Below are 20076 nucleotides of genomic sequence, written 5' to 3'. Positions count from 1 at the left end.
TCTTGAAGAGATTTTGAAGCCGGACTACAGACTCATGCTCCAGCAGGCCAGGGAAGACTTGCTCGGCTCCTGACTCCGTACTTCTTTCACCCGCCCCGCCCGGTCTGGATTCCCCCGTCCGGCTCCCAACCCCAGCCGGTAGACTCGCCCCATGACCAACGTGCTTCCGCCGGGTGTGCTGCCCCTCGACCACGGCCACCTGCAAAAGCTCGCCACCGCCGATCTGGTGCGGCCCGACCACCTCCTTGGGGCGCACCCGGTCACGGAAGGCGGCGTGGAGGGCGTGCGCTTCGCCGTGTGGGCGCCGAACGCCCAGCACGTCAGCGTGGTGGGAGACTTCAACGGCTGGAACGGCTTCGACAATGCCATGCAGAGGCTCGACTTCGGCTTCTGGGGGGTGTTCGTGCCCTCGGCGCGCCACGGGCAGCGCTACAAGTTCCGGGTGACGGGCGCGGACGGGCGCACCGTGGACAAGCTGGACCCTTACGGCACCTTCTTCGAGGTCCGGCCCCTCACCGCCAGCATCGTCTGGGACCAGCCCTTCGAATGGTCCGACGACACCTGGATGCGGGGGCGCCGGGCCGGGTACGACCGCCCTATCAGCGTCTACGAGGTCCACGTCGAGTCCTGGGCGCGGCGCGAGGACGGCTGGTTCCTCAACTACCGCGACCTCGCCCACCGCCTCGCGGAGTACGTGACCTACCTCGGCTACACCCACGTCGAGCTGATGGGCGTGATGGAACACCCCTTCGACGGCTCGTGGGGCTATCAGGTCACCGGCTACTACGCCCCGACGAGCCGGATGGGCAGCCCCGAGGACTTCAAGTACCTCGTCAACCACCTCCACGAGAAAGGCATCGGCGTGTACCTCGACTGGGTGCCCGGCCACTTCCCGACCGACGAGGTGGGCCTCGCGCACTTCGACGGCGGCCCCCTCTACGAGTACGCCGACCCCCGCAAGGGCTTCCACAACGATTGGAACACCTACATCTTCGACTACGGCCGCAACGAGGTCGTGATGTTTCTGATCGGTTCGGCCCTGAAGTGGTTGCAGGACTTCCACATCGACGGGCTGCGGGTGGACGCGGTGGCCTCCATGCTCTACCTCGACTTCTCGCGCACCGAGTGGGTGCCCAACATCCACGGCGGGCGCGAGAATCTGGAGGCCATCGCCTTTCTCAAGCGGCTGAACGAGGTGACGCATCACATGGCGCCCGGCAGCGTGACCATCGCGGAGGAGAGCACCGCCTTCTCCGGCGTGACGACGCCGACGCCCCACGGCCTGGGCTTCGACTACAAGTGGGCGATGGGCTGGATGAACGACACCCTGCGCTACTTCGAGGAAGACCCCCTCTGGCGCAAGTACCACCACCACGCGCTGACTTTCTTCAACGTGTACCGCGCCACCGAGAACTACGTCCTGGCGATCAGCCACGACGAGGTGGTCCACATGAAGAAGTCGATGGTCATGAAGATGCCCGGCGACTGGTACGCCCAGCGCGCGAACTACCGCGCCTTCCTGGCCCTGATGTGGAGCACGCCCGGCAAGAAGCTCCTCTTCATGGGGCAGGAATTCGCCCAGCCGACCGAGTGGAGCTTCGAGGGCGGGCTCCCGTGGCACCTCGCCGACATTCCCGACCACCGGGGGGTCATGAACCTCGTGCGGCGGCTCAACGCCCTCTACCGCGAGCGTCCCGACTGGCACGTGGGCGACGTGGGTTCCGAGGGGCAGGTGTGGGTCAGCGGGGACGACGCCGACAACAGCGTGTACGCCTACCTGCGCCGCGACCCCACGGGCACGGCCTGGAGTCTCGTCGTCGCCAACCTGACTCCGGTGTACCGCGACCTGTACCCCATCGGCGTGCCCCAGAAGGGCGAGTACCGGGTGCTCCTCTCCACCGACGACGGCGAGTACGGCGGCTTCGGCACCCAGCAGCCCGACCTGACGACCAGGGACGAGGGGTGGCACGGTCAGCCCTGCCACCTGCGGCTGAACCTCCCGCCCACCAGCGTGCTCGTGCTCGAATACGCGGGGGAGACGGGGCCAACCGTGCCCGCCGAGCCCCTGGCCGAGGCGCGGACGACAGAGGCCGAGGCCCGGGAGGACGTGGCCGACCCTGAACTCAAGGAGACGGCCCCGCCCGTGACGCCGCCGACCGGAGACGGCGGGGCCGGGGACAGCGAGTCGCGTTGACCCCGCCCGAACGCCCCCGCCCCGACGCCTTGACCGCCGTCAGCCTCGCGCTGCTGGCGGTGGTGGCCGTGCTGCTGCTCCTGCCGCTGTTGGGTGGCCCGCTCCCCAGCCCGTACCTCGTGGCCCTGCTCCTCGTGGCGCGGCTGGGGGTGCAGTTCCTGCGGGCCCGGCGTGACCCCACCCTCCGCCGCCCGGCGAGCTGGGCCCTCGACCTCATCCTGATCGGGCTGCTGTTCTACGCGGCGTCCAACCAGCCGCCCGGCTGAGCTTCGACAAACCTTCAACGTCGAGCGGCAGAATTTCGGGGTGTCGTCCGCCCGGCGAGTTCTCCCAGACCTGCTGCGCCGCCTGTCCCCACCCCACCGCCTGCGAAGCGTCTACGAGCGCGTCCTGGGCACCGAGCTGGAGGTGCAGGTCGTCGCCGACACCCGCGCCCGGGCCGAGGAGGCCGAACGCGCCGCGCTAGACGAGATCGACCGCCTGACCCTCGTCCTCAACCGCTTCGACCCGGCGAGCGAGCTGCGGCGCTGGCAGACCCGGCCCGGCGAGCGGGTGGCGCTCAGCCCCGACCTCCTCCACGTCCTGCGCGCGGCGGACCGCTGGCGGGAGGCGACCGGGGGCGCGTTCCACCCCGGCGCGGACGCTTTCGGTGTCCTCTGGAAACGGGCCGAGGAGACGGGGCGTGTCCCTGACGACGGAGAACTGGCCGAACTCGCCAGGCGGTTGTGGGACCCCCCGTGGACCCTCCACCCGGACGGCACGGCCACCCTGCACGCCGACCACCCCCTGGGCCTGAACGCGCTGGCGAAGGGATACGTCGTGGACCGCGCCGCCGAGGCCGCCCTCGCCTGCCCGGGGGTGCGCGCCGTGCTCGTGAACGCCGGGGGGGACCTGCGCACGCTGGGGGGAGGGGGGCTGACCGTCGCCGTCGCCGACCCCTTCAGCGGGCGGGATGACCTGCCGCCCCTCTGCCGGGTTCCCGTGCGGGACGGGGCCCTCGCTACGAGCGGGGACACCCGCCGGGGCTACCGGGTGGGGGAGGGGTGGCACTCGCACCTCCTCGACCCGCGCACCGGCTGGCCCGTGACCGACGTGCCCGGCGTGACCGTCACCGCCCCCGACGGCCTCACCGCCGACGCGCTCGCCACATCCCTGAGCGTGCTCGGCGTGGGGGGGCTGGCCCTCGCGGACGCCACCCCGGGCGCGGCGGCCTTGATCGTCACGCGGGACGGGGGGCGGCACGCGAGCACCCGCTGGTCCGCCCAGCCCCCCTGACCGCCCGCCGCCTTAACGCCCAGCCAACCTGATCACGTCACCCTCGGCTACGGTTCGCCTCGCCCAAAAGACGCCAAGCTCAGGCCCGACGCTTTCCCCTCACGGAGACTCCGACCATGACCCAGGACACCCGCCGTTCCGTTCTCCGCAGGCTCGCCCTCGGCGCCGCCGCCCTCCTCGCCTCCCGCGCCCTGCCCGCTGGGGCCGCCGCCGTGAGCCCGACCACCGGGAAGAAATGGGTGGCAGGTCAGGCCCTCGACATCACCTTCACCGTCGCCACCCAGGCGGGGGGCCGGGTGAGACGCCCCTACGTCGCCGTCTGGATCGAGGACACCCAGGGCAACCCGGTGCGGACCCTGACCGTCTGGGCGCAGACCACCGGGCGCGGCCCGCGCTGGATTCCCGATCTGCGCCGCTGGTACCGCGAGAACAGCGAGCTGCTGGACACCGTGAGCAGCCCCACCCGCAACCCCGGCACGTACGCGGTCGCCTGGGACGGCAAGACCGACCGGGGCGCCCTCGTCCCCCAGGGCGACTACTACGTGTGCATCGAGACCGCCCGCGAACACGGCCCCTACAGCCTGGTCCGCGAGAAGGTGACGGTGGCGGCCACCTCCTTCAAGAAGACCCTGACGGCGAACAACGACATCGAGGCGGCCAGTGTCTCTTTCGGCAAAGCCTGAGTCCACCGCTCCCGCCACGGCAGCCCGCCGCCCCCGCTCCCTGAAAGCCCGGACGCACGTCTGGCTGCGCTGGCTGCACACCTACACCAGCATGATCAGCCTGCTCGTGGTGCTGTTTTTCAGCCTCACGGGCATCACCCTCAACCACCCTGACTGGGCCTTCGGGAGCGCCGACACGCGGCGGGAGGTGACGGGCACCCTGCCCGCCGGGTGGATTCGGGACGGGGAGGTGAACTGGCTCGCCGTCGCCGAGGAGCTGCGGGCGCGGCAGGGCCTGCATGGCCGCGCCGAGGACACCCGCGTGGACGGGAACGAGGCCAGCCTGTCCTTCCGGGCTCCGGGGTACAGCGCCGACGCCTTCATCGACACGCGGACCGGGAAGTACACGGTCAACGTGGAGGCGCAGGGGGCCGTCGCGGTCCTCAACGACCTGCACCGGGGACGGGACGCGGGCGGGGCGTGGGCGTGGCTGATCGACCTCAGCGGCGTGTTCCTGACAGTCGTGTCGCTGACTGGGCTGGGCATCCTGCTCTACCTGAAAAAGACCCGGGTAAAGGCGCTGGCCGCCATGCTCGGGGCGGGGGTGCTCGTCCTCGTGCTCGCCCGGCTCGCCATCCGCTAGGGCGAGGCTTGAGCGCCCGGCCCGGGTCGCGCTATGCTCCTCCCATGACCGTGAACGGCGCGTGGTGGTGGCCCAGCTTCGCCTGGGCATAAGCCGCGCCGTTTTTCCCTTCCGCAGACCGGACGCGCCCAGGTGGACTCCCTTCCACCGGGCGCGTCTCCTTTTGCCCCTTCACCCAATGACACAGCACCCAACGACCCAGCCCAGGAGCCCCATGACCCAGCCCACGCCGCAACCCGCGCCCCGCCCCACGCCCCCCGCCGCCGTCGCCGTCCATGAGCTGAACGCCGACCTCGACACGCCCGTCACCGCGTACCTCAAGGTCGCCCGGGGGCACGCGGTCAGCTTCCTGCTGGAGAGCGTGGAGGCGGGCGAGAAACTGGGCCGCTACTCCTTCATCGGCGTGGGGGAGGCGGGCCGCTTCACCTCTCGCGCCGGGCGGGTGACGGCGACGGGCACCTTCGGGAACTTCGACGGGCCTGAACCTGACCCCCTCGCCCGCCTGTACCACGCCACCACGCGACCCGTGGCCCTGCCGCCCGGCCTGCCCGCCTTCGTGGGCGGCGCGGTCGGGTACGCGGCCTACGACCTCATCCGCGCCTACGAACGCCTCCCCGACGCCAACCCCGACGAGCTGAACGTTCCCGACGCCCTCTTCATCGTGCCCGAGGGCATGGTCATCTACGACCACCTCAAGCACCGGTTGATCGCGGTCGCCACCGCCGACACCCAGGAGCGGGCGGACGCGACGGTCGAGAATCTCACTGCCCGGCTGCGCGGCCCGCTCCCCGACGAAGTACCCGGACGTGAGCCCACCCCCGCCCCCCGCTTCACGAGCAACTTCACCCCGCAGGGGTACATGGACGCCGTGGAGCGCAGCCTGGAGTACATCCGCGCCGGGGACGTGTTTCAAGTCGTGCCCTCGCAGCGGTTCAGCGCCGAGCTGGAGACGCACCCCTTCGCCCTCTACCGCGCCCTGCGGCGGGTCAATCCCAGCCCCTACCTCGGTTACCTGGCGCTGGGGGACGTGACGCTGGTGGCGTCGAGCCCCGAGAGCCTGCTGCGGAGCGACGGGCATACCGTGATCACCCGTCCCATCGCCGGGACCCGCCCGCGCGGCTCGGACCCCGAGACCGACGACGCCCTCGCCGCCGAACTCCTCGCCGACGAGAAGGAGCGGGCCGAACACCTGATGCTGGTGGACCTGGGCCGCAACGACCTCGGGCGGGTGAGCGGCTACGGGACGGTGCGGGTGCGGGACGCCTTTTCGGTCGAACGCTACAGCCACGTCATGCACATCGTCTCCACCGTGACGGGCGAGCTGCGGGAGGGCCAGACGCCCCTGCACGCCCTCGCCTCCGTCCTGCCGATGGGCACGGTCTCCGGCGCCCCCAAGATTCGGGCGATGGAAATTATCGACGAACTCGAACCCGTCCGGCGCGGCCCCTACGGCGGCGCCTTCGGTTACATCGCCTTCGACGGCAGCCTCGACATGGCCCTGACCTTGCGGACGATGGTGATTGCGCACGGGAAGGTCCACATCCAGGCGGGGGCGGGCATCGTGGCGGACAGCGACCCGGCGAGCGAGGAACTGGAGACGCGGAACAAGGCGGCGGCGCTGATGCGGGCGGTGGAAATGGCGGCGGGGGGGCTGTGATGGTCGTTGAACCCGCCGTGCCGGAAGACCTGCCGGACATCCTCGACCTGCAACGCCGCGCCTATATGTCTGAGGCGGCCCTGTACCCGGAGGCGACTCTCCCGGCCATGACACAGACTCTGAAGGAGTTGCGGGCAGAGGCTGAAAGACAGACCCTTCTGAAAGGCACGCTGGACGGACGGCTCATCGCCTCCGTGCGGGGCTTTGTCGACGAGGCGGGAGTGGGGCAGATCGGGCGTCTGATCGTGGACCCCTTCGAGCAGGGCCGGGGCTATGGCACCCGCCTCCTGCACAGCATGGAGTCCATGCTCCCTGTTCAAACTCTGGAACTGTTCACGGGCGAGCGCAGCACCCCTAACCTCAGGCTCTACGAGCGCCTGGGCTATGTGTGCGACCGCTCCGAGCATCACGGCGGCGTGACCCTGATCTTCCTGCGAAAAGAGAAAGCGACGGTGACGGCATGACTCCGCGAATCCTCCTCATCGACAACTACGACTCCTTCACCTACAACCTCGTCCAGTACCTCGGCGAGTTGGGCTGCGACCTGACGGTGTGGCGGAATGACGACTTCTCTCTCGAAGACGTGCGGAGGTTGAATCCCGACGCCATCGTCGTTTCTCCCGGTCCCTGCACACCGCTCGAAGCGGGGATGAGCGTGGAAGTCGTCCGCGAACTGGGGCCCGAGTTCCCCACCCTCGGCGTCTGCCTGGGCCACCAGAGCATCGGCGAGGCGTTCGGGGCGCGGGTGGGGCGGGCGCTGCAACCTGTCCACGGCAAGACGAGTCCGGTCAGGCATGACGGCTCGGGCCTCTTCGCGGGGATCGGCGACGACGTGCGCGTGACCCGCTACCACTCCCTCGTGGTGCGCGACCTGCCGCCCGAACTCGTGCCCGTCGCGTGGACGAGCGACCCCGGCGAGGAGGTGCTGATGGCCCTGCGCCACCGCGACTACCCCGTCTTCGGCGTCCAGTTTCACCCCGAATCCATCGCTACCGAGGACGGCAAGACGATGCTGCACAACTTCCTGAACGTGGTCCGCGAGTACCGGGCGCAGAAGGAGCCCGCGTGACCCCTCTCTTTTCGCTGGCGGCTGGCCGCTGCAAGCTGGTGGCCCCGTGATGCACGCCCGCCTGATGAACGGTGAACTCCTGTCCCAGCCCGAGGCGGCGGCCTTCATGCGTCAGGTCATGGACGGGGACGTGAGCGGCGTGCGCCTCGCCGCGGCCCTGGCGGCGCTGCGCGTGCGGGGCGAGACGCCGGAGGAGATCGCGGGCTTCGCCCAGGCCATGCGCGAACACGCAGTGCGGGTGGAGGTCGAGCCGCGTGACGTTCTGTTAGACGTGGTGGGCACCGGGGGCGACGGGGCGCACACCTTCAACATCTCCACGACGACCGCCTTCGTGGTGGCGGCGGCGGGCGTGCCGGTCGCCAAGCACGGCAACCGTGCCGCGAGCAGCCGGGCGGGCAGCGCGGACGTGCTCGAATCCCTTGGCGTGAACCTCGACGCCTCCCCGGAGGCCGTGGCGGAGGGCATCAACTCCCTAGGCATCGGCTTCATGTTCGCGCGCAACTACCATCCAGCGCTGCGCCACGCTGCCCCCGTCCGCGCCGACCTCGCCGCCCGGACGGTCTTCAACATCCTGGGGCCGCTCTCCAACCCCGCCGGGGCCACCCACCTCGTCGTAGGAGTCTTCAAGCCGGACCTGACCCGCACCCTGGCCGAGGTGTTGCGTCTCCTGGGTGCGAAGGGAGCTACCGTCGTCCACGGCAACGGCCTTGACGAGTTCACCGTCTGCGGCGAGAACACCGTCACGGGCCTGCGGGACGGCGAGGTGATCGACCGCGCCGTGCATCCCGAGGAGGCGGGCGTCGGCCTGCACCCCCGCGAGGCCATCGTGGGTGGCACCCCCGCCGAGAACGCCGAGATCACCCGCGCCCTGCTGACGGGCGGCGGCACCCCGGCCCAGCGCGACATCGTGGCGCTGAATGTGGGGGCGGCCCTGCGGACGGCGGAACGGGTGGGCAGCATCCGCGAGGGGGTCGAGCAGGCCCGTGAGGTCATGGCGAGCGGGGCCGCGTGGGAGTTGCTGGAGCGGTACGCGGCGCACACGCGGCGGGGTGTGGAGGGCTGAGGGCAGGCTGAGCGTCACCGTGTCCGCCATTTCGCCCATCCGGTCCCGGAAGGGGAACGTGTAACCTGGTTCCAGCGCGCCAAAGACGCCTCCCGTCCACGGAAAGGGCCCAGCCCACTGCCGAGCCCCGCCTCCGACAACCCTGACCTTCCTTTCGGCCCGACACTGTGGACTCGGGGCCTCTCGAAAGGGAGTCGTCATGCGCAACCTGCCCGTCCGTCCACTGCCCGCCTCGCCCAGCCTCGACCACCTCAGGGGGCAGGCGAAGTCCCTGCTGAAAGCCTTCCTCGCCGGGGACGCTGGTGCCCGAGAACGTGTCGTCGCGCAACTGCCCCAGCTCGGGGACGTTCCCTGGGACCGGCACGCGAGGCTGGCCGATGCCCAGTTCGTCCTCGCGCGGGAGTACGGCTTTCCGAACTGGGCAAGGCTCAAGACCTATGTCGAAGCGGCCGGGCCGTCGGCGACGACCGTCAACCCCCGCGACCAACGCCGCTCGGCCCGTCGGCAGGTTGTTTACGAATTGGCGGCGTCCCTGCTGATCTGGTCACGGCAACACGAGGCTCAGGCCCTCGGCGCCCGCTTCGCGCTCATGCCCCTGCGTGACATTCTGGCCGTTCGGGAACAGTTGAACGGCGCAGGCGAACTCCCGGCCGTGGTGGACGGACTTCTTGAAGGATTGCGTCACCCTCGACCCAGAGTGCGTTTCGACTGCGCGAACGCCCTTGACCACCTCGCGGACGAACGCTGTGCCGGGCCCCTGCGGCGACTGTTGGACGATCCCGTTCCGCGTGTCCGCCGTGCCGCCCTGCACTCCCTGAGCTGCGACGCTTGTAAGCTCAGCCCGCTTGAGCCCGGTGAAGACCTTGTGCCTACCTTAATCAACATGGCGTTGAGCGACCCGAGCATTCGCGTCCGCCGCGCCGCCGTCCCGTTGCTCGAAAGTCACTGCCGGGACGGGCGGGTGGAGGAGACCCTGCGGACGTTGGCCCTGAGCGACGACCCGGCAATCGGGCGCACGGCCCGTGAGGTCCTGCGGCGACGTGACCTCCTCAGAGACGACACCGCCTGAGCCTCACCTCGGCGGCAACAACACCTTCCCCTCCAGCGGCGAACTCAGCACGATGCTCGTGTCGCAGGTGAAGCCCATCCCGATCAGGTCGCCCAGCATCGTCTCCAGCGCCCCCACGTCGGGCACGGCCACCTTGAGGATGCAGGAGTTGTCCCCCGTCACGCTGTGGCACTCCAGCACCCCGTCGTGCTTCTTGGCCCACCGGACGAGCGTCGGGTCGTTGCGCCCCGAGTCCTGCACCCCGATGAAGGCCGTGATCGTCCGTCCCAGCGGCTTGCTTGCCACCCGCACCCCGTACCCCAGAATCACGCCCGCGTCCTCCAGCCGCCGCACCCGCTCGGTGACCGCCGGGGCCGAGAGCCCGACCCGCCGCCCCAGTTCCCGCATACTCAGCCGCGAGTCGGTCTGAAGTTCTTCGAGAATGCGGTGGTCGAGGTGGTCGAGGTGGCCGCCGTGCTGCTTCATGACCGCATCTTATCAATTGCAAGGTCAGAAGTGGCGTTTGACAGCCTGTCGCGTACCGGGCGTCTCACGTGTACGGCCCGCGCCCATTCCAAAGGCCTCCCCCAAGCCCAACAATGGAGGAGGAAAAGTCACATTTCGTTCCAGCCCGAGGAGACCCGAATGTCCCGTTCAACGACACTGCACCCGCAGGCGACCGTCCGGTCCCAGCAGATGCTGCCCCGCAACCACCGCGCGCCGAGGTGGGCCAGCGTGCCCGACGAGCAGTGGTACGACTGGAAGTGGCAGCTCAAGAACCGCATCAACTCCGCCCTGGAGCTGGAAGAGGTCATCCGCCTCACCGAGAGCGAGCGGGCGGGCGCGAGCGCCAAGGGCATCTTCCGCCTCGACATCACCCCGTACTTCGCCTCGCTGATGGACCCGGAGGACCCCACCTGTCCGGTGCGGCGTCAGGTCATCCCCACCCATCACGAACTCGAACCCTTCACGGCGATGATGGAGGACTCGCTCGCCGAGGACAAGCACAGCCCCGTGCCCGGCCTGGTCCACCGCTACCCCGACCGGGTACTGATGCTGGTGACGACCCAGTGCGCCAGTTATTGCCGCTACTGCACCCGCAGCCGCATCGTGGGCGACCCCTCCGAGACCTTCAACCCCGCCGAGTACGAGGCGCAGCTCAACTACCTGCGGAACACGCCCCAGGTGCGCGACGTGCTCCTCTCGGGCGGTGACCCCCTGACCCTCGCCCCGAAGGTGCTGGGCCGTCTTCTCTCCGAACTGCGCAAGATCGAGCACATCGAGATCATCCGCATCGGCACGCGCGTCCCGGTGTTCATGCCCATGCGCGTGACCCAGGAACTGTGCGACGTTCTGGCCGAGAATCACCCGCTGTGGATGAACATTCACGTCAACCACCCCAAGGAGATCACGCCGGAAGTCGCGGAGGCGTGCGACCGCCTCACGCGGGCGGGCGTGCCCCTCGGCAACCAGAGTGTCCTCCTGCGCGGCGTGAACGACCATCCCGTGATCATGCAGAAGCTGTTGCGCGAACTCGTCAAGATTCGGGTGCGGCCCTATTACATCTATCAGTGCGACCTCGTGCATGGGGCGGGGCACCTGCGGACCACGGTGAGCAAGGGCCTGGAGATCATGGAGAGCCTGCGCGGGCACACCAGCGGCTATTCGGTGCCGACCTACGTGGTGGACGCGCCCGGCGGCGGCGGCAAGATTCCCGTCGCGCCTAACTACGTCCTGTCCCACTCGCCCGAGAAGCTGATCCTCCGCAACTTCGAGGGCTATATCGCCGCCTACTCCGAGCCGACTGACTACACCGGCCCCGACATGGCTATCCCCGAGGAGTGGCAGCGCCGCGAGCCCGGCCAGAGCGGGATTTACGGTCTGATGGAGGGCGAGCGCATTTCCATCGAGCCGCGTGAGTTCAGCGAGAGCCGCGTGAGACCCGGCGCGACCCAGCACCGCCTCAACAGCCGCGAGGACAAGTGGGCGGCGTACGGGGTGGGGAGCGTGGCCGTGACCGACACTGCGCCGGATGGGATGGTGCAGGTGGCAGAGACGGTGAGCGGGGATTGAGGCAGGGCGACTTGCTGTAAGCGGCGATCACTCCGTCGCCCCCTCACCCCAGCCCTCTCCCACCAGGGGAGAGGGAGCAAAAGAAGCAAATGCTTGAGCCAAAGCGTCGTTCTCCCCTCTTCCCTTGCGGGAGAGGGGTCGGGGGTGAGGGGGCGTGTGACCAACCCTGCCGCCCCACCCCACAGGAGCCCCCATGACCACCCTCCCCAAGCCCCGCCAGCCCCTCCTCAAAACTGCCCTCCCCGGCCCCAAGACCGCCGAGATCATGGCGCGCGACGCGAAGCACCTCTCCACCTCCTACATGCGGCCCTATCCCTTCGTGCCGGACCACGGCGAGGGCGTGTGGCTGACCGACGTGGACGGAAACACCATGCTCGACTTCTTCGCGGGCATCGCCGTCAGCACGACGGGGCATGCGCACCCGCATGTCGTGAAGGCCGTGCAGGAGCAGATCACCAAGTTCGCCCACGTCTGCCTCACCGACTACCCGCAGGAAATCACGACGAGCCTGGCCGAACGCCTCGTCGCCCAGATCGAGCGTCCCGGCGAGAAGTGGCGCGTGTTCTTCGGCAACTCGGGGGCGGAGGCGGTCGAGGCGGCGGTGAAGCTCGCGCGGAATCACACCGGGCGCACGCATATCATCTCCACGCTGGGGTCCTTCCACGGGCGGACGTACGGCGCGATCACGCTCACGGGCTCCAAGACGAAGTACAAGCGCGGCTTCGGTCCCCTGCTGCCGAACGTCTCGCACGTCCCCTATCCCAACCCCTTCCGCCCGCCGCTGGGCAGCACGCCCGAAACGTGCGGTCAGGCCGTCCTCGACCACATCGAACTGCTGTTCCAGACGGTCATTCCTGCCGATGAGGTCGCCGCCGTCGTCATCGAGCCGATGCAGGGTGAGGGCGGGTACATCGTGCCGCCCGCGGACTTCCTGCCGGGGCTGCGCGCGTTGTGCGACAAGCACGGCATCCTGCTGATCTTCGACGAGGTGCAGGCGGGGATGGGGCGCACCGGGAAGATGTTCTCGTTCCAGCACTTCGACGTTCAGCCCGATATCGTGACCCTCGCCAAAGGCATCGCCTCAGGCCTGCCCATCTCCGCGATGCTCGCCAAGGAGTCGGTCATGACCTGGCCCGTCGGCTCGCACGGCAGTACGTTCGGCGGCAACCCGGTCGCGGCGGCGGCGGCCCACGCCACGCTCGACCTCCTCGAAGGTGTGGTGAAGCACCCCGGCTGTGGCGAGAGCCTGATGGACAACGCGCGGGAGGTCGGCGCCTCCATCCTGGCCGAGCTGCGGAAGATGCAGTCGGACTTCCCCTTCCTGGGCGACGTGCGCGGCGAGGGGCTCTTCATCGGCCTGGAGTTCGTGAGGCCGGACGGGAGCCCCGACGGGGGGCTGCGGGACCGCGCCAGCCTCGCCCTGTTCGAGCGCGGCCTCCTGAACCTCGACTGCGGCGAGGCCGTCATCCGCATCAGCCCGCCCCTGATCCTGACGCGCGAGGAGGCGGGGACGGGGCTCAAGATCATGCGGGAGACGCTGGCGGCGCTGTAGGTCGGGATGGGGCGAAGGTGGGACTGGATGTGGGGAAGTTCACGGTCCACCTTCCACAGTTCACACTCCCCCGGGCGTGTTACGCTGTGATCAGAAAGGGGGCCGACCTTGACCGTCACCATCGACGATCCGACCAAGACCGGGTACGCCGCCGAGGTGGTGGCGAACGCCTTCCTCGACCTCGCGCGGGCGGAGGGGCGGACCCTGACGCAGATGCAGGTGCACAAGCTGGTGTACATCGCGCACGGGTGGACGCTGGCGCTGCTGGGGCGGCCCCTGATCTACAACACGGTCCACGCCTGGCAACGCGGCCCGGTCGTCCGGCGGTTGTGGGACCACTGGGGAAGCCGGGGCCGCACGCCCATCGCCGAGCCGCTCGACGTGTCGCCGGGCGAACCTGACCTGAGCAATGATCCCGCCGCCCTGGAAGTGATCCGCAGCGTCTGGATGACCTACGGGCAGATGGACGGCGACGAACTCTCGCGGCTGACGCACCTTCAGGGCACCCCCTGGATGCAGGTCTTCGGGCGCCCGAACGACCTGATTCCCAACGAGGTCACCCGCGAGTACTACACGGCGCTCTCCCGCAGCGCCTGAGCCGGAGCGCATGACTGGTCCCCCGCCCAATCCGGTCACGCCGCAGGGCGCCACGCCCATCACCGCCGTGCAGATGAGCGCCATCCAGGCCCGGGTGGAGGGCGGCCTGGAGAGCGAGCGCCGCCAGCGGGCCGACGAGGACTACCTCCGCGAACGGCAGGCCCTCTCGCTCCGGGAGGTCCGGGCGCAGCAGCGCTGGCGCGGCTGGGCGGGCTTCGCGGTCTTCGCCCTGGCGACCGCGTGGCTCGTCGCCGACGTGGTGCTGACGGTCGCGGTCGGGTGGGGCACGTTGGGGGGCCGCCCCTTCCGGCTGGAGGCGGGCGTCATCATCGCCTTCCTGACGACGAGCACGGCGACGGTGATCGGCCTGTTCCTCGTCTTCTTGCGCTGGCTCTACCCCCAGGAACCGGAGCGGGAGCAGGCGGTGCCGACGCGGGACGCTAGGACGCGCTGACCCCGGAGGCCACCCCCTCTAGGTGCCGCAGCACGTCGGCGGCGTGGGTGGCCGGATTCACCCCGCGCCAGTGGTGGGCGACCCGGCCCTGGGGGTCGATCAGAAAGGTCTCGCGCGCCGCCAGCCCCAGCAGGCCGCCCAGCCCGCCGATCACCCCGTAGGCGCGGCTGACGCTGCGGTCGCCGTCGGGAATCAGGGGGAAAGACAGCGAGCAGGTGTCGCGGAAGTTCGCCTGCCGGGCCTCGGTGTCGGTGCTCACGCCGACGACCTGCGCGTTCAGGCGCCCGAACTCGGGAAGGGCCGCCTCGAAACGCCGGGCCTCGACTGAGCAGCCGGGCGTGTTCGCGCGGGGGTAGAAGTACAGCACCACCCAGGACCCGCGCAACTCGGTGAGGCGGACGGGGCGGCCGTCGTCGCTGCGCGCGTCGAACTCGGGGGCGGGTTGACCGACAGAGGGGCTCATGGACCCGATTCTAAGGCCCCCGCCTAGAATGCCCGCGTGCCCCGCCCCGCGCCGTCCGCCCTCACCGCGCCGCTGCTGCCCTTCGCCGGGCGTGTGGTCGTGGTCGGTGTCTCGGGCGGCGCAGACAGCGTGGCGTTGCTGCGGGCCCTCCTCCTGATCGGCGCCCGGCCCATCGCCGCCCACCTCGACCATGCCCTGCGCGAGGGGTCGGGGGGGGATGCCGAGTGGGTGAGGGCTCTTGCGGAGGAACTGGGTGTTCCCTTCGAGGGGACGCGGGTGGACGTGGCGGCGGTGGCCGAGCGGCGCGGCTGGAACGTGGAGGACGCCGCCCGCCGCGTGCGCTACGAGTTCCTGGGCCGGGTGGCGAGGCGGCACGGCGCCTCTGCCGTCCTGACCGCCCACACCCGGCGCGACCAGGCGGAGACGGTGCTGATGGAACTCCTGCGCGGGGAGGCCGTCCCGAGCGGCATCCCCCCGGCCCGGGGCCGGGTGCGCCGCCCCTGGCTGGACGTGCCCCGCGCCGAGGTCGAGACGTTCCTGCACGCCCTCGGGCAGGGCTGGCGCGAGGACCCCACGAACGCCGATCCCACCCAGACCCGCGCCTGGCTGCGGACGGTCGTGATGCCCACCCTCACCGCCCGTTTCCCCGAGGTCGAGTCGGCCCTGGCCCGCGTCGCCACCTTTGCCCGCGAGGACGACGCGGCGCTGGGGGAGTGGGCCGCGCGTCTGACCGACCACGCGCCCCTCGCCGCCCAGCCGCCCGCCGTGCTGAGACGCTTCGTCGTGCGGGCGCTGAGGGAGGCTGGCCTGCCGTACCACGCCGAACACGTCCTCACGCTCACGCACGCTCTCGCACGGGGAGAGACGGCCCACCTCACCCTCCCCGGCGCGCGGACCGTGACCGTCACCGGGGGGAAAGTGCACCTCGCCCCGCAAGTCTGGCCCGACCCCCTCTTCCCCCTCCCCGGGGGCTGGACCCGTCGCACCCGGCAGGGCGGCGACCGCATCCGCCTTCCCGGCGGCACGCGCAAGCTCAGCGACGTGCTCACCGACTTGCACGTTCCGAGAGGCGAGCGCGACCGGGTGCTCCTCCTCGCGGTGGGCCAGGACGTTCAGTGGGTGGGCCTGCGCCCTCCCCTCTGGGCAGTGGGGGCGTGCGAGGAGGCGGGGCAGCCGGAAGACCCCCTCCACGCCGCGATGGGGGAGGCCCTCACCCTGGCCCGCGAGGCGGCCTCGGCGGGCGAGGTTCCGGTCGGCGCGGTCGTCCTGGGGCCTGGCGGAGCGGTCGTCGGGCGCGGGCGCAACCTCAGCCGGGAGGCGGGCGACATGACCCGTCACGCCGAGGTGGAGGCGCTGCGGGAGGCCGCCCGCACCCTCGGCCCCTACCTGACGGCTTGTACCCTCGTCGTCACGCTCGAACCCTGCCCGATGTGCCTGGGCGCGGCGGTCGAGGCCCGGGTGGGACAGATCGTCTTCGGGGCGCGCAATCCCAAGGCGGGTGCCCTCGGGGGGGTGACCGACCTCCTCGCCCACTCCTGGGGCCACACGCCGCGCGTGACGGGCGGCGTCCGGGCGCGCGAGGCGGCGCGGCTGCTGCGCGACACCTTCCGCTCGTGGCGGGGCGGCTAGGGGAAGGCTCTACGTGCCCCCGCACCCTCCGCCGTCCCCGCCGCTCCCACCGTCGCCGCCCGCGTCGCACCCTCCCCCGTGCCCGCCGGAATCGCCCGGGCTCCAGGCCCAGTCCCCGCCGCCGGTCCCGACCGCCCGGCCCCGGCCACCCCGCCGCTCCCGCCCGCGCCCGGAGGCCGTGGTGAGAAGCAGCAGGACGACCACGAGGACCACGCCCGCCGCCACCCACCCGGCGACCAGGAAGGTGAGCAGGCCAAAGGCCGTGAGCAGGAGAACCAGGGGAAGGGTCGAGGGTGAAGCCTGCATCTGACCTCCAGGGGTGTGGGGCGTGGTCCGGGCGGGTGAGCCCCCGTGCCCGCAGGGTGGAGCCGGATGGTCAGCGGCCTGTCATGGCAGGAAAGGAAGGAGGGGCCGCGCCGCCTACTCGCCCCTCCGGACGGTGCGGCGGCGAACGGACGGGGTGCCCAGGACGGCGCTCCCCGCCAGCAGGGTCCACACCTGAAGCGGGAAGACCGTCACCCGTTCCATTCCGCCCATCCCGAGCCCCAGAAACTGACCGCCGAACAAAAGCCCCATGCCCAGCAGCCCGGCGGCCCCCAGGAGGGCCCCCAGCCGGGGGAGGGCCAGACCGGGACGCCCCGCGAAGGCGGGCCCGGCCAGCAGCAGCCCGAGGTTCCCGGCGAAAAAGATCAGCACCGCCCCCAGCACGTGCAGGTTCTCGTTCACGTCGGCGGGAAAGAGCCCCGCCGCGACCCAGCCGGCACCGCCCGCCAGGAGCAGCACGCGCCCGGCCCGCGAGGCCCGGGTGGGCCGCCAGCACGTCCACAGCAGCAGGGCCCCGAGGAGCAGGGCGGCGCCCTGCACGGCGAACGACACGTTCATGAGGCCGTGCAGCGGGGAGCACACGTCCCTCGGCGGGTCGCCCCAGGGTCCGCACCGCACGTTCCCCAGGTCGCTGATGTTGTTCGCCGACCAGCGGTACGGGGCGCTCCACGCCGTCTGGACGATCAGGTGCGCGGCGAGGAACTGGAGCGCGCCGACCACCCAGAGGGCAGCGCCGAACCGCGGGAGGAGGCGCGGCGGGGCGGGGGCCCTGTCGGTCATGGCCGCGCCTTCCTCGGCATGGCCCCAGTCTCGCGGTGAGCCGGGGGGCGCGCGTCCGCCGGAAGGATGACCGCGAGAGGCGGGCCCGGCCCCTATCCTGTGCCCCATGCGCGTCGTCCTGAAGCTCGGCACCAGCGTCCTCACGGCGGGCACCGACCGCCTACACCGCCCCCGCCTCGTGGACCTGATCCGCGACGTGGCGGCGGTGCGCGCGGGCGGGCACGAGGTCGTCCTCGTCACGAGCGGCGCGGTGCTCGCGGGCTGGGAGGCGCTGGGCTTCCCGCCGCGCGACCGGACGCTGGCCGAAAAGCAGCTCCTCGCGGCAGTCGGGCAGGGGCGCCTGATGCACACCTACGCGACCCTCGCCGACCTGTACGGGATCAGCGTCGCCCAGGTGCTCCTCACCGCCGACGACTTCCGCGACCGCACCCGCTACCTCAACGCGCGCACGACCCTGGAGGGTTGCCTCACGCGCGGCGTCTTGCCCGTCATCAACGAGAACGACGCCGTGGCGACCCGGCAACTCAGGGTGGGCGACAACGACACCCTCTCGGCCTTCGTGGCGAACCTCGTGGAGGCCGACCTCCTCGTGATCCTCACCGACGCGCCGGGGCTCTACACCGCCGACCCGCGCACCCACCCGGCGGCGACCCTGATTCCCGTGGTCGAGCGGGTGACGCCCGAGGTCTGGGCCCTGGCGGGTGGGGCGGGCAGTCACCGGGGCACGGGCGGGATGCACACCAAGGTCCAGGCCGCCGAGATCGCCACCCGCGCCGGAACGCCCGTCGTGATCGCGCCCGGCGACGCGGGGAGTGCGCTCACCCGCCTCGTGGCGGGCGAGGAGATCGGCACGCGCTTTCTCGCCCACGGCTCGCGGCTGGAGGCCCGCAAACGCTGGATTCTCGCCGAGATCGCCACGGGCCGCGTCACCCTCGACGACGGCGCCGCCCGGGCGGTGCGCGAGCGGGGCGGGAGCCTCCTGCCCGCCGGGATCGCCGCCGTCCACGGCCCCTTCGAGCGCGGCCACACCGTGCGCCTCCTCGCCCCCGACGGCTCCGAGGTCGCCCGGGGCCTCACCCGCTACCGCGCCGCCGACCTCGCGCGCATCGCGGGCCGCCACTCGCGCGAGATCGAGGGCGTGCTGGGCTTCACCTACGGGCCCGAGGCGGTCCACCGGGATGATCTGGTGCGGCTGTAGCGGGCCCGTGGCGCGCGGCCTGTCGCTGGTGGGGGCGGTTCCGGTCTCCTCTACACGCCACACGCGACCCGCCACCCACCCCTGCTACCCTGGCCCCATGACGACCACCGGGACCCTCTCCGTCCGTGAGCTGGGCGTGCGGGCGCGGCGGGCGGCGCGGGTGCTGCGCTCGCTGCCCACCGCGCGCAAGGCGGCGGCCCTGCACGCGGTCGCGCGGGAGCTGCGGGCGCGCGAGGGGGACATCCTCGCCGCGAACGCGCGGGACGTGGCGGCGGCGCAGGCGGCGGGCCTCCCCGCGCACCTGGTCGCCCGGCTGCGGCTGGACGCGGCCTCGCTCTGTGCCATCGCCGCCGACGTGGAGGCCGTCGCCCGCCTGCCCGACCCGGTGGGGGAGACCACGCCCGAGGAGGTGCGCCCCAACGGCATCCGCGTGTCGCGCCGCCGGGTGCCCCTCGGCGTTCTCGGCGTGATCTACGAGAGCCGCCCGAACGTGACCGTGGACGTCTCGGCCCTGGCCCTGATGAGCGGCAACGCCGCCATCCTGCGCGGGGGCAAGGAGACGGTCAGCAGCAACGCGGCGCTGGAGGGGGCCGTCCGCGCCGCCCTGGAGCAAGAGGGGTTGCCGGGCGACGCCGTGCAGGTCATGGGCGACCCCGCCCGCGAAAGGATGCTCGAACTCCTGCGCCTCGACGACCTCGTGGACGCGATCATCCCCCGGGGCGGGGCGGGCCTGCACCGCTACTGCGTGGAAAACGCCACCGTCCCCGTCATCGTGGGCGGCATCGGCGTCGTGCATGTGTATCTCGACGAGACGTTCACCCGCGACCCGGCGGACGTGGAGCGGGCCGTCCGGCTTATCCGCAATGCCAAGGTACAAAAGCCCAGCGCCTGCAACGCCCTCGACACCCTGCTCGTCCACGCGGGGGCGCTGCCCGCCCTGCCCGCCATCGCCCGTGATCTGGTCTCGCACGGGGTCACCCTGCGCGCCGATTCCCCCGCCCTCGCCACCTTGCACGCCGCCGGAATCGAGGCCGAGCCCGCCCGGGACTCCGACTACGGCACCGAGTTCCTCGCCCTGACCGCCAGCCTCCGCACCGTCTCCGGGCTGGAGGGGGCCCTCGACTTCATCGCCGCGCACGGCAACCACACCGACGTGATCCTGACGCGCGACCCCGCCCAGGCTGAGCGCTTCGTGGCCGACGTGGACAGCGCCGCCGTGATGGTGAACGCCAGCCCCCGCTTCAACGACGGCGGGCAACTCGGCCTCGGCGCCGAGGTCGCCATCAGCACCCAGAAGCTCCACGCCCGGGGCCCGATGGGCCTGCGCGAGCTGACGACGACGAAGTGGGTCGTGGTGGGGGAAGGACAGGTTCGGGACTGAGGCCCGCCCGGGTC

The 20076-nt window shown here is 71.2% G+C and carries 21 protein-coding genes; 17 read left to right on the top strand and 4 right to left on the bottom strand.

Annotated features, from left to right (window positions below; genetic code table 11):
- The first annotated feature begins 151 nt into the window (after positions 1–151).
- The 10 genes from IC605_RS03455 to IC605_RS03410 all read left to right on the top strand — a co-directional run bounded on the left by IC605_RS03455 (position 152) and on the right by IC605_RS03410 (position 9632).
- Entirely contained in the window at positions 152–2194 is a 2043-nt protein-coding gene (locus tag IC605_RS03455; RefSeq protein ID WP_216319067.1) for a 1,4-alpha-glucan branching enzyme, read from the top strand.
- Positions 2191–2460, top strand: coding sequence for a hypothetical protein (locus IC605_RS03450; RefSeq protein WP_216319064.1), 270 nt, complete (start codon positions 2191–2193; stop codon positions 2458–2460). Before IC605_RS03455 ends, IC605_RS03450 begins: the two co-directional genes overlap by 4 nt.
- A gap of 40 nt (positions 2461–2500) precedes the next feature.
- Positions 2501–3469 carry an FAD:protein FMN transferase gene (locus IC605_RS03445; protein WP_216319061.1) on the top strand — a complete coding sequence of 323 codons (969 nt, stop codon included), beginning with the start codon at positions 2501–2503 and terminating at the stop codon, positions 3467–3469.
- A gap of 116 nt (positions 3470–3585) precedes the next feature.
- The gene (locus tag IC605_RS03440) at positions 3586–4152 is read left to right on the top strand and encodes a DUF2271 domain-containing protein (RefSeq protein WP_216319057.1); all 567 of its coding nucleotides are present in this window, start codon (positions 3586–3588) and stop codon (positions 4150–4152) included.
- Positions 4130–4774 carry a PepSY-associated TM helix domain-containing protein gene (locus IC605_RS03435; RefSeq protein WP_343216490.1) on the top strand — a complete coding sequence of 215 codons (645 nt, stop codon included), beginning with the start codon at positions 4130–4132 and terminating at the stop codon, positions 4772–4774. The genes IC605_RS03440 and IC605_RS03435 overlap by 23 nt, the downstream gene beginning before the upstream one ends.
- A 214-nt stretch (positions 4775–4988) precedes the next feature.
- Complete coding sequence (gene trpE, locus IC605_RS03430; protein ID WP_216319056.1) at positions 4989–6431, top strand: anthranilate synthase component I; 1443 nt, start codon at positions 4989–4991, stop codon at positions 6429–6431.
- The gene (locus IC605_RS03425) at positions 6431–6895 is read left to right on the top strand and encodes a GNAT family N-acetyltransferase (protein WP_216319053.1); all 465 of its coding nucleotides are present in this window, start codon (positions 6431–6433) and stop codon (positions 6893–6895) included. Before trpE ends, IC605_RS03425 begins: the two co-directional genes overlap by 1 nt.
- Complete coding sequence (locus tag IC605_RS03420) at positions 6892–7500, top strand: anthranilate synthase component II (protein ID WP_216319050.1); 609 nt, start codon at positions 6892–6894, stop codon at positions 7498–7500. The genes IC605_RS03425 and IC605_RS03420 overlap by 4 nt, the downstream gene beginning before the upstream one ends.
- Positions 7501–7549: 49 nt before the next feature.
- Positions 7550–8563, top strand: coding sequence for an anthranilate phosphoribosyltransferase (gene trpD / locus IC605_RS03415; RefSeq protein ID WP_246580405.1), 1014 nt, complete (start codon positions 7550–7552; stop codon positions 8561–8563).
- Positions 8564–8762: 199 nt separating this feature from the next.
- Positions 8763–9632 carry a HEAT repeat domain-containing protein gene (locus IC605_RS03410; RefSeq protein ID WP_216319047.1) on the top strand — a complete coding sequence of 290 codons (870 nt, stop codon included), beginning with the start codon at positions 8763–8765 and terminating at the stop codon, positions 9630–9632.
- 3 nt (positions 9633–9635) lie between these two features.
- Here the strand turns inward: IC605_RS03410 and IC605_RS03405 are convergent, their stop codons facing one another.
- Complete coding sequence (locus IC605_RS03405; protein ID WP_216319044.1) at positions 9636–10097, bottom strand: Lrp/AsnC family transcriptional regulator; 462 nt, start codon at positions 10095–10097, stop codon at positions 9636–9638.
- A gap of 159 nt (positions 10098–10256) precedes the next feature.
- Here IC605_RS03405 and IC605_RS03400 point away from each other — a divergent pair, with 159 nt between their 5' ends.
- The 4 genes from IC605_RS03400 (at position 10257) to IC605_RS24395 (ending at position 14287) form a co-directional block, all read left to right on the top strand.
- Positions 10257–11684 (top strand): KamA family radical SAM protein, encoded by a 1428-nt coding sequence (locus IC605_RS03400; protein WP_216319040.1) that lies wholly within the window; start codon positions 10257–10259, stop codon positions 11682–11684.
- A 193-nt stretch (positions 11685–11877) separates the two neighbouring features.
- The gene (locus IC605_RS03395; RefSeq protein WP_216319037.1) at positions 11878–13236 is read left to right on the top strand and encodes an acetyl ornithine aminotransferase family protein; all 1359 of its coding nucleotides are present in this window, start codon (positions 11878–11880) and stop codon (positions 13234–13236) included.
- A gap of 108 nt (positions 13237–13344) precedes the next feature.
- Positions 13345–13833 carry a Panacea domain-containing protein gene (locus IC605_RS03390; RefSeq protein ID WP_216319034.1) on the top strand — a complete coding sequence of 163 codons (489 nt, stop codon included), beginning with the start codon at positions 13345–13347 and terminating at the stop codon, positions 13831–13833.
- A 10-nt stretch (positions 13834–13843) separates the two neighbouring features.
- Positions 13844–14287: a hypothetical protein gene (locus tag IC605_RS24395; RefSeq protein ID WP_246580368.1), complete on the top strand. Its 444-nt coding sequence runs from the start codon at positions 13844–13846 to the stop codon at positions 14285–14287.
- Here IC605_RS24395 and IC605_RS03380 read toward each other — a convergent pair.
- The gene (locus tag IC605_RS03380) at positions 14274–14750 is read right to left on the bottom strand and encodes a peroxiredoxin (protein ID WP_216319031.1); all 477 of its coding nucleotides are present in this window, start codon (positions 14748–14750) and stop codon (positions 14274–14276) included. The genes IC605_RS24395 and IC605_RS03380 overlap by 14 nt on opposite strands.
- 36 nt (positions 14751–14786) lie before the next feature.
- On the opposite strand from IC605_RS03380, the gene tilS reads away from it, so the two are divergent.
- The gene (gene tilS / locus IC605_RS03375) at positions 14787–16379 is read left to right on the top strand and encodes a tRNA lysidine(34) synthetase TilS (RefSeq protein ID WP_216319028.1); all 1593 of its coding nucleotides are present in this window, start codon (positions 14787–14789) and stop codon (positions 16377–16379) included.
- A 9-nt stretch (positions 16380–16388) separates the two neighbouring features.
- Here the strand turns inward: tilS and IC605_RS03370 are convergent, their stop codons facing one another.
- Complete coding sequence (locus IC605_RS03370) at positions 16389–16685, bottom strand: hypothetical protein (protein WP_216319025.1); 297 nt, start codon at positions 16683–16685, stop codon at positions 16389–16391.
- A 114-nt stretch (positions 16686–16799) separates the two neighbouring features.
- Positions 16800–17483 carry a DUF998 domain-containing protein gene (locus IC605_RS03365; RefSeq protein WP_216319022.1) on the bottom strand — a complete coding sequence of 228 codons (684 nt, stop codon included), beginning with the start codon at positions 17481–17483 and terminating at the stop codon, positions 16800–16802.
- 106 nt (positions 17484–17589) lie between these two features.
- On the opposite strand from IC605_RS03365, the gene proB reads away from it, so the two are divergent.
- Positions 17590–18681, top strand: coding sequence for a glutamate 5-kinase (gene proB, locus IC605_RS03360; RefSeq protein WP_216319019.1), 1092 nt, complete (start codon positions 17590–17592; stop codon positions 18679–18681).
- Positions 18682–18778: 97 nt separating this feature from the next.
- Positions 18779–20062 carry a glutamate-5-semialdehyde dehydrogenase gene (locus tag IC605_RS03355; RefSeq protein ID WP_216319015.1) on the top strand — a complete coding sequence of 428 codons (1284 nt, stop codon included), beginning with the start codon at positions 18779–18781 and terminating at the stop codon, positions 20060–20062.
- Positions 20063–20076: the final 14 nt, after the last annotated feature.

Origin of the sequence: Deinococcus aestuarii, assembly GCF_018863415.1 — a bacterium.
GTDB lineage: Bacteria > Deinococcota > Deinococci > Deinococcales > Deinococcaceae > Deinococcus > Deinococcus aestuarii.
Note: the sequence above shows the minus strand (reverse complement) of the source record. Positions and strands in the feature narration are given on the sequence as shown.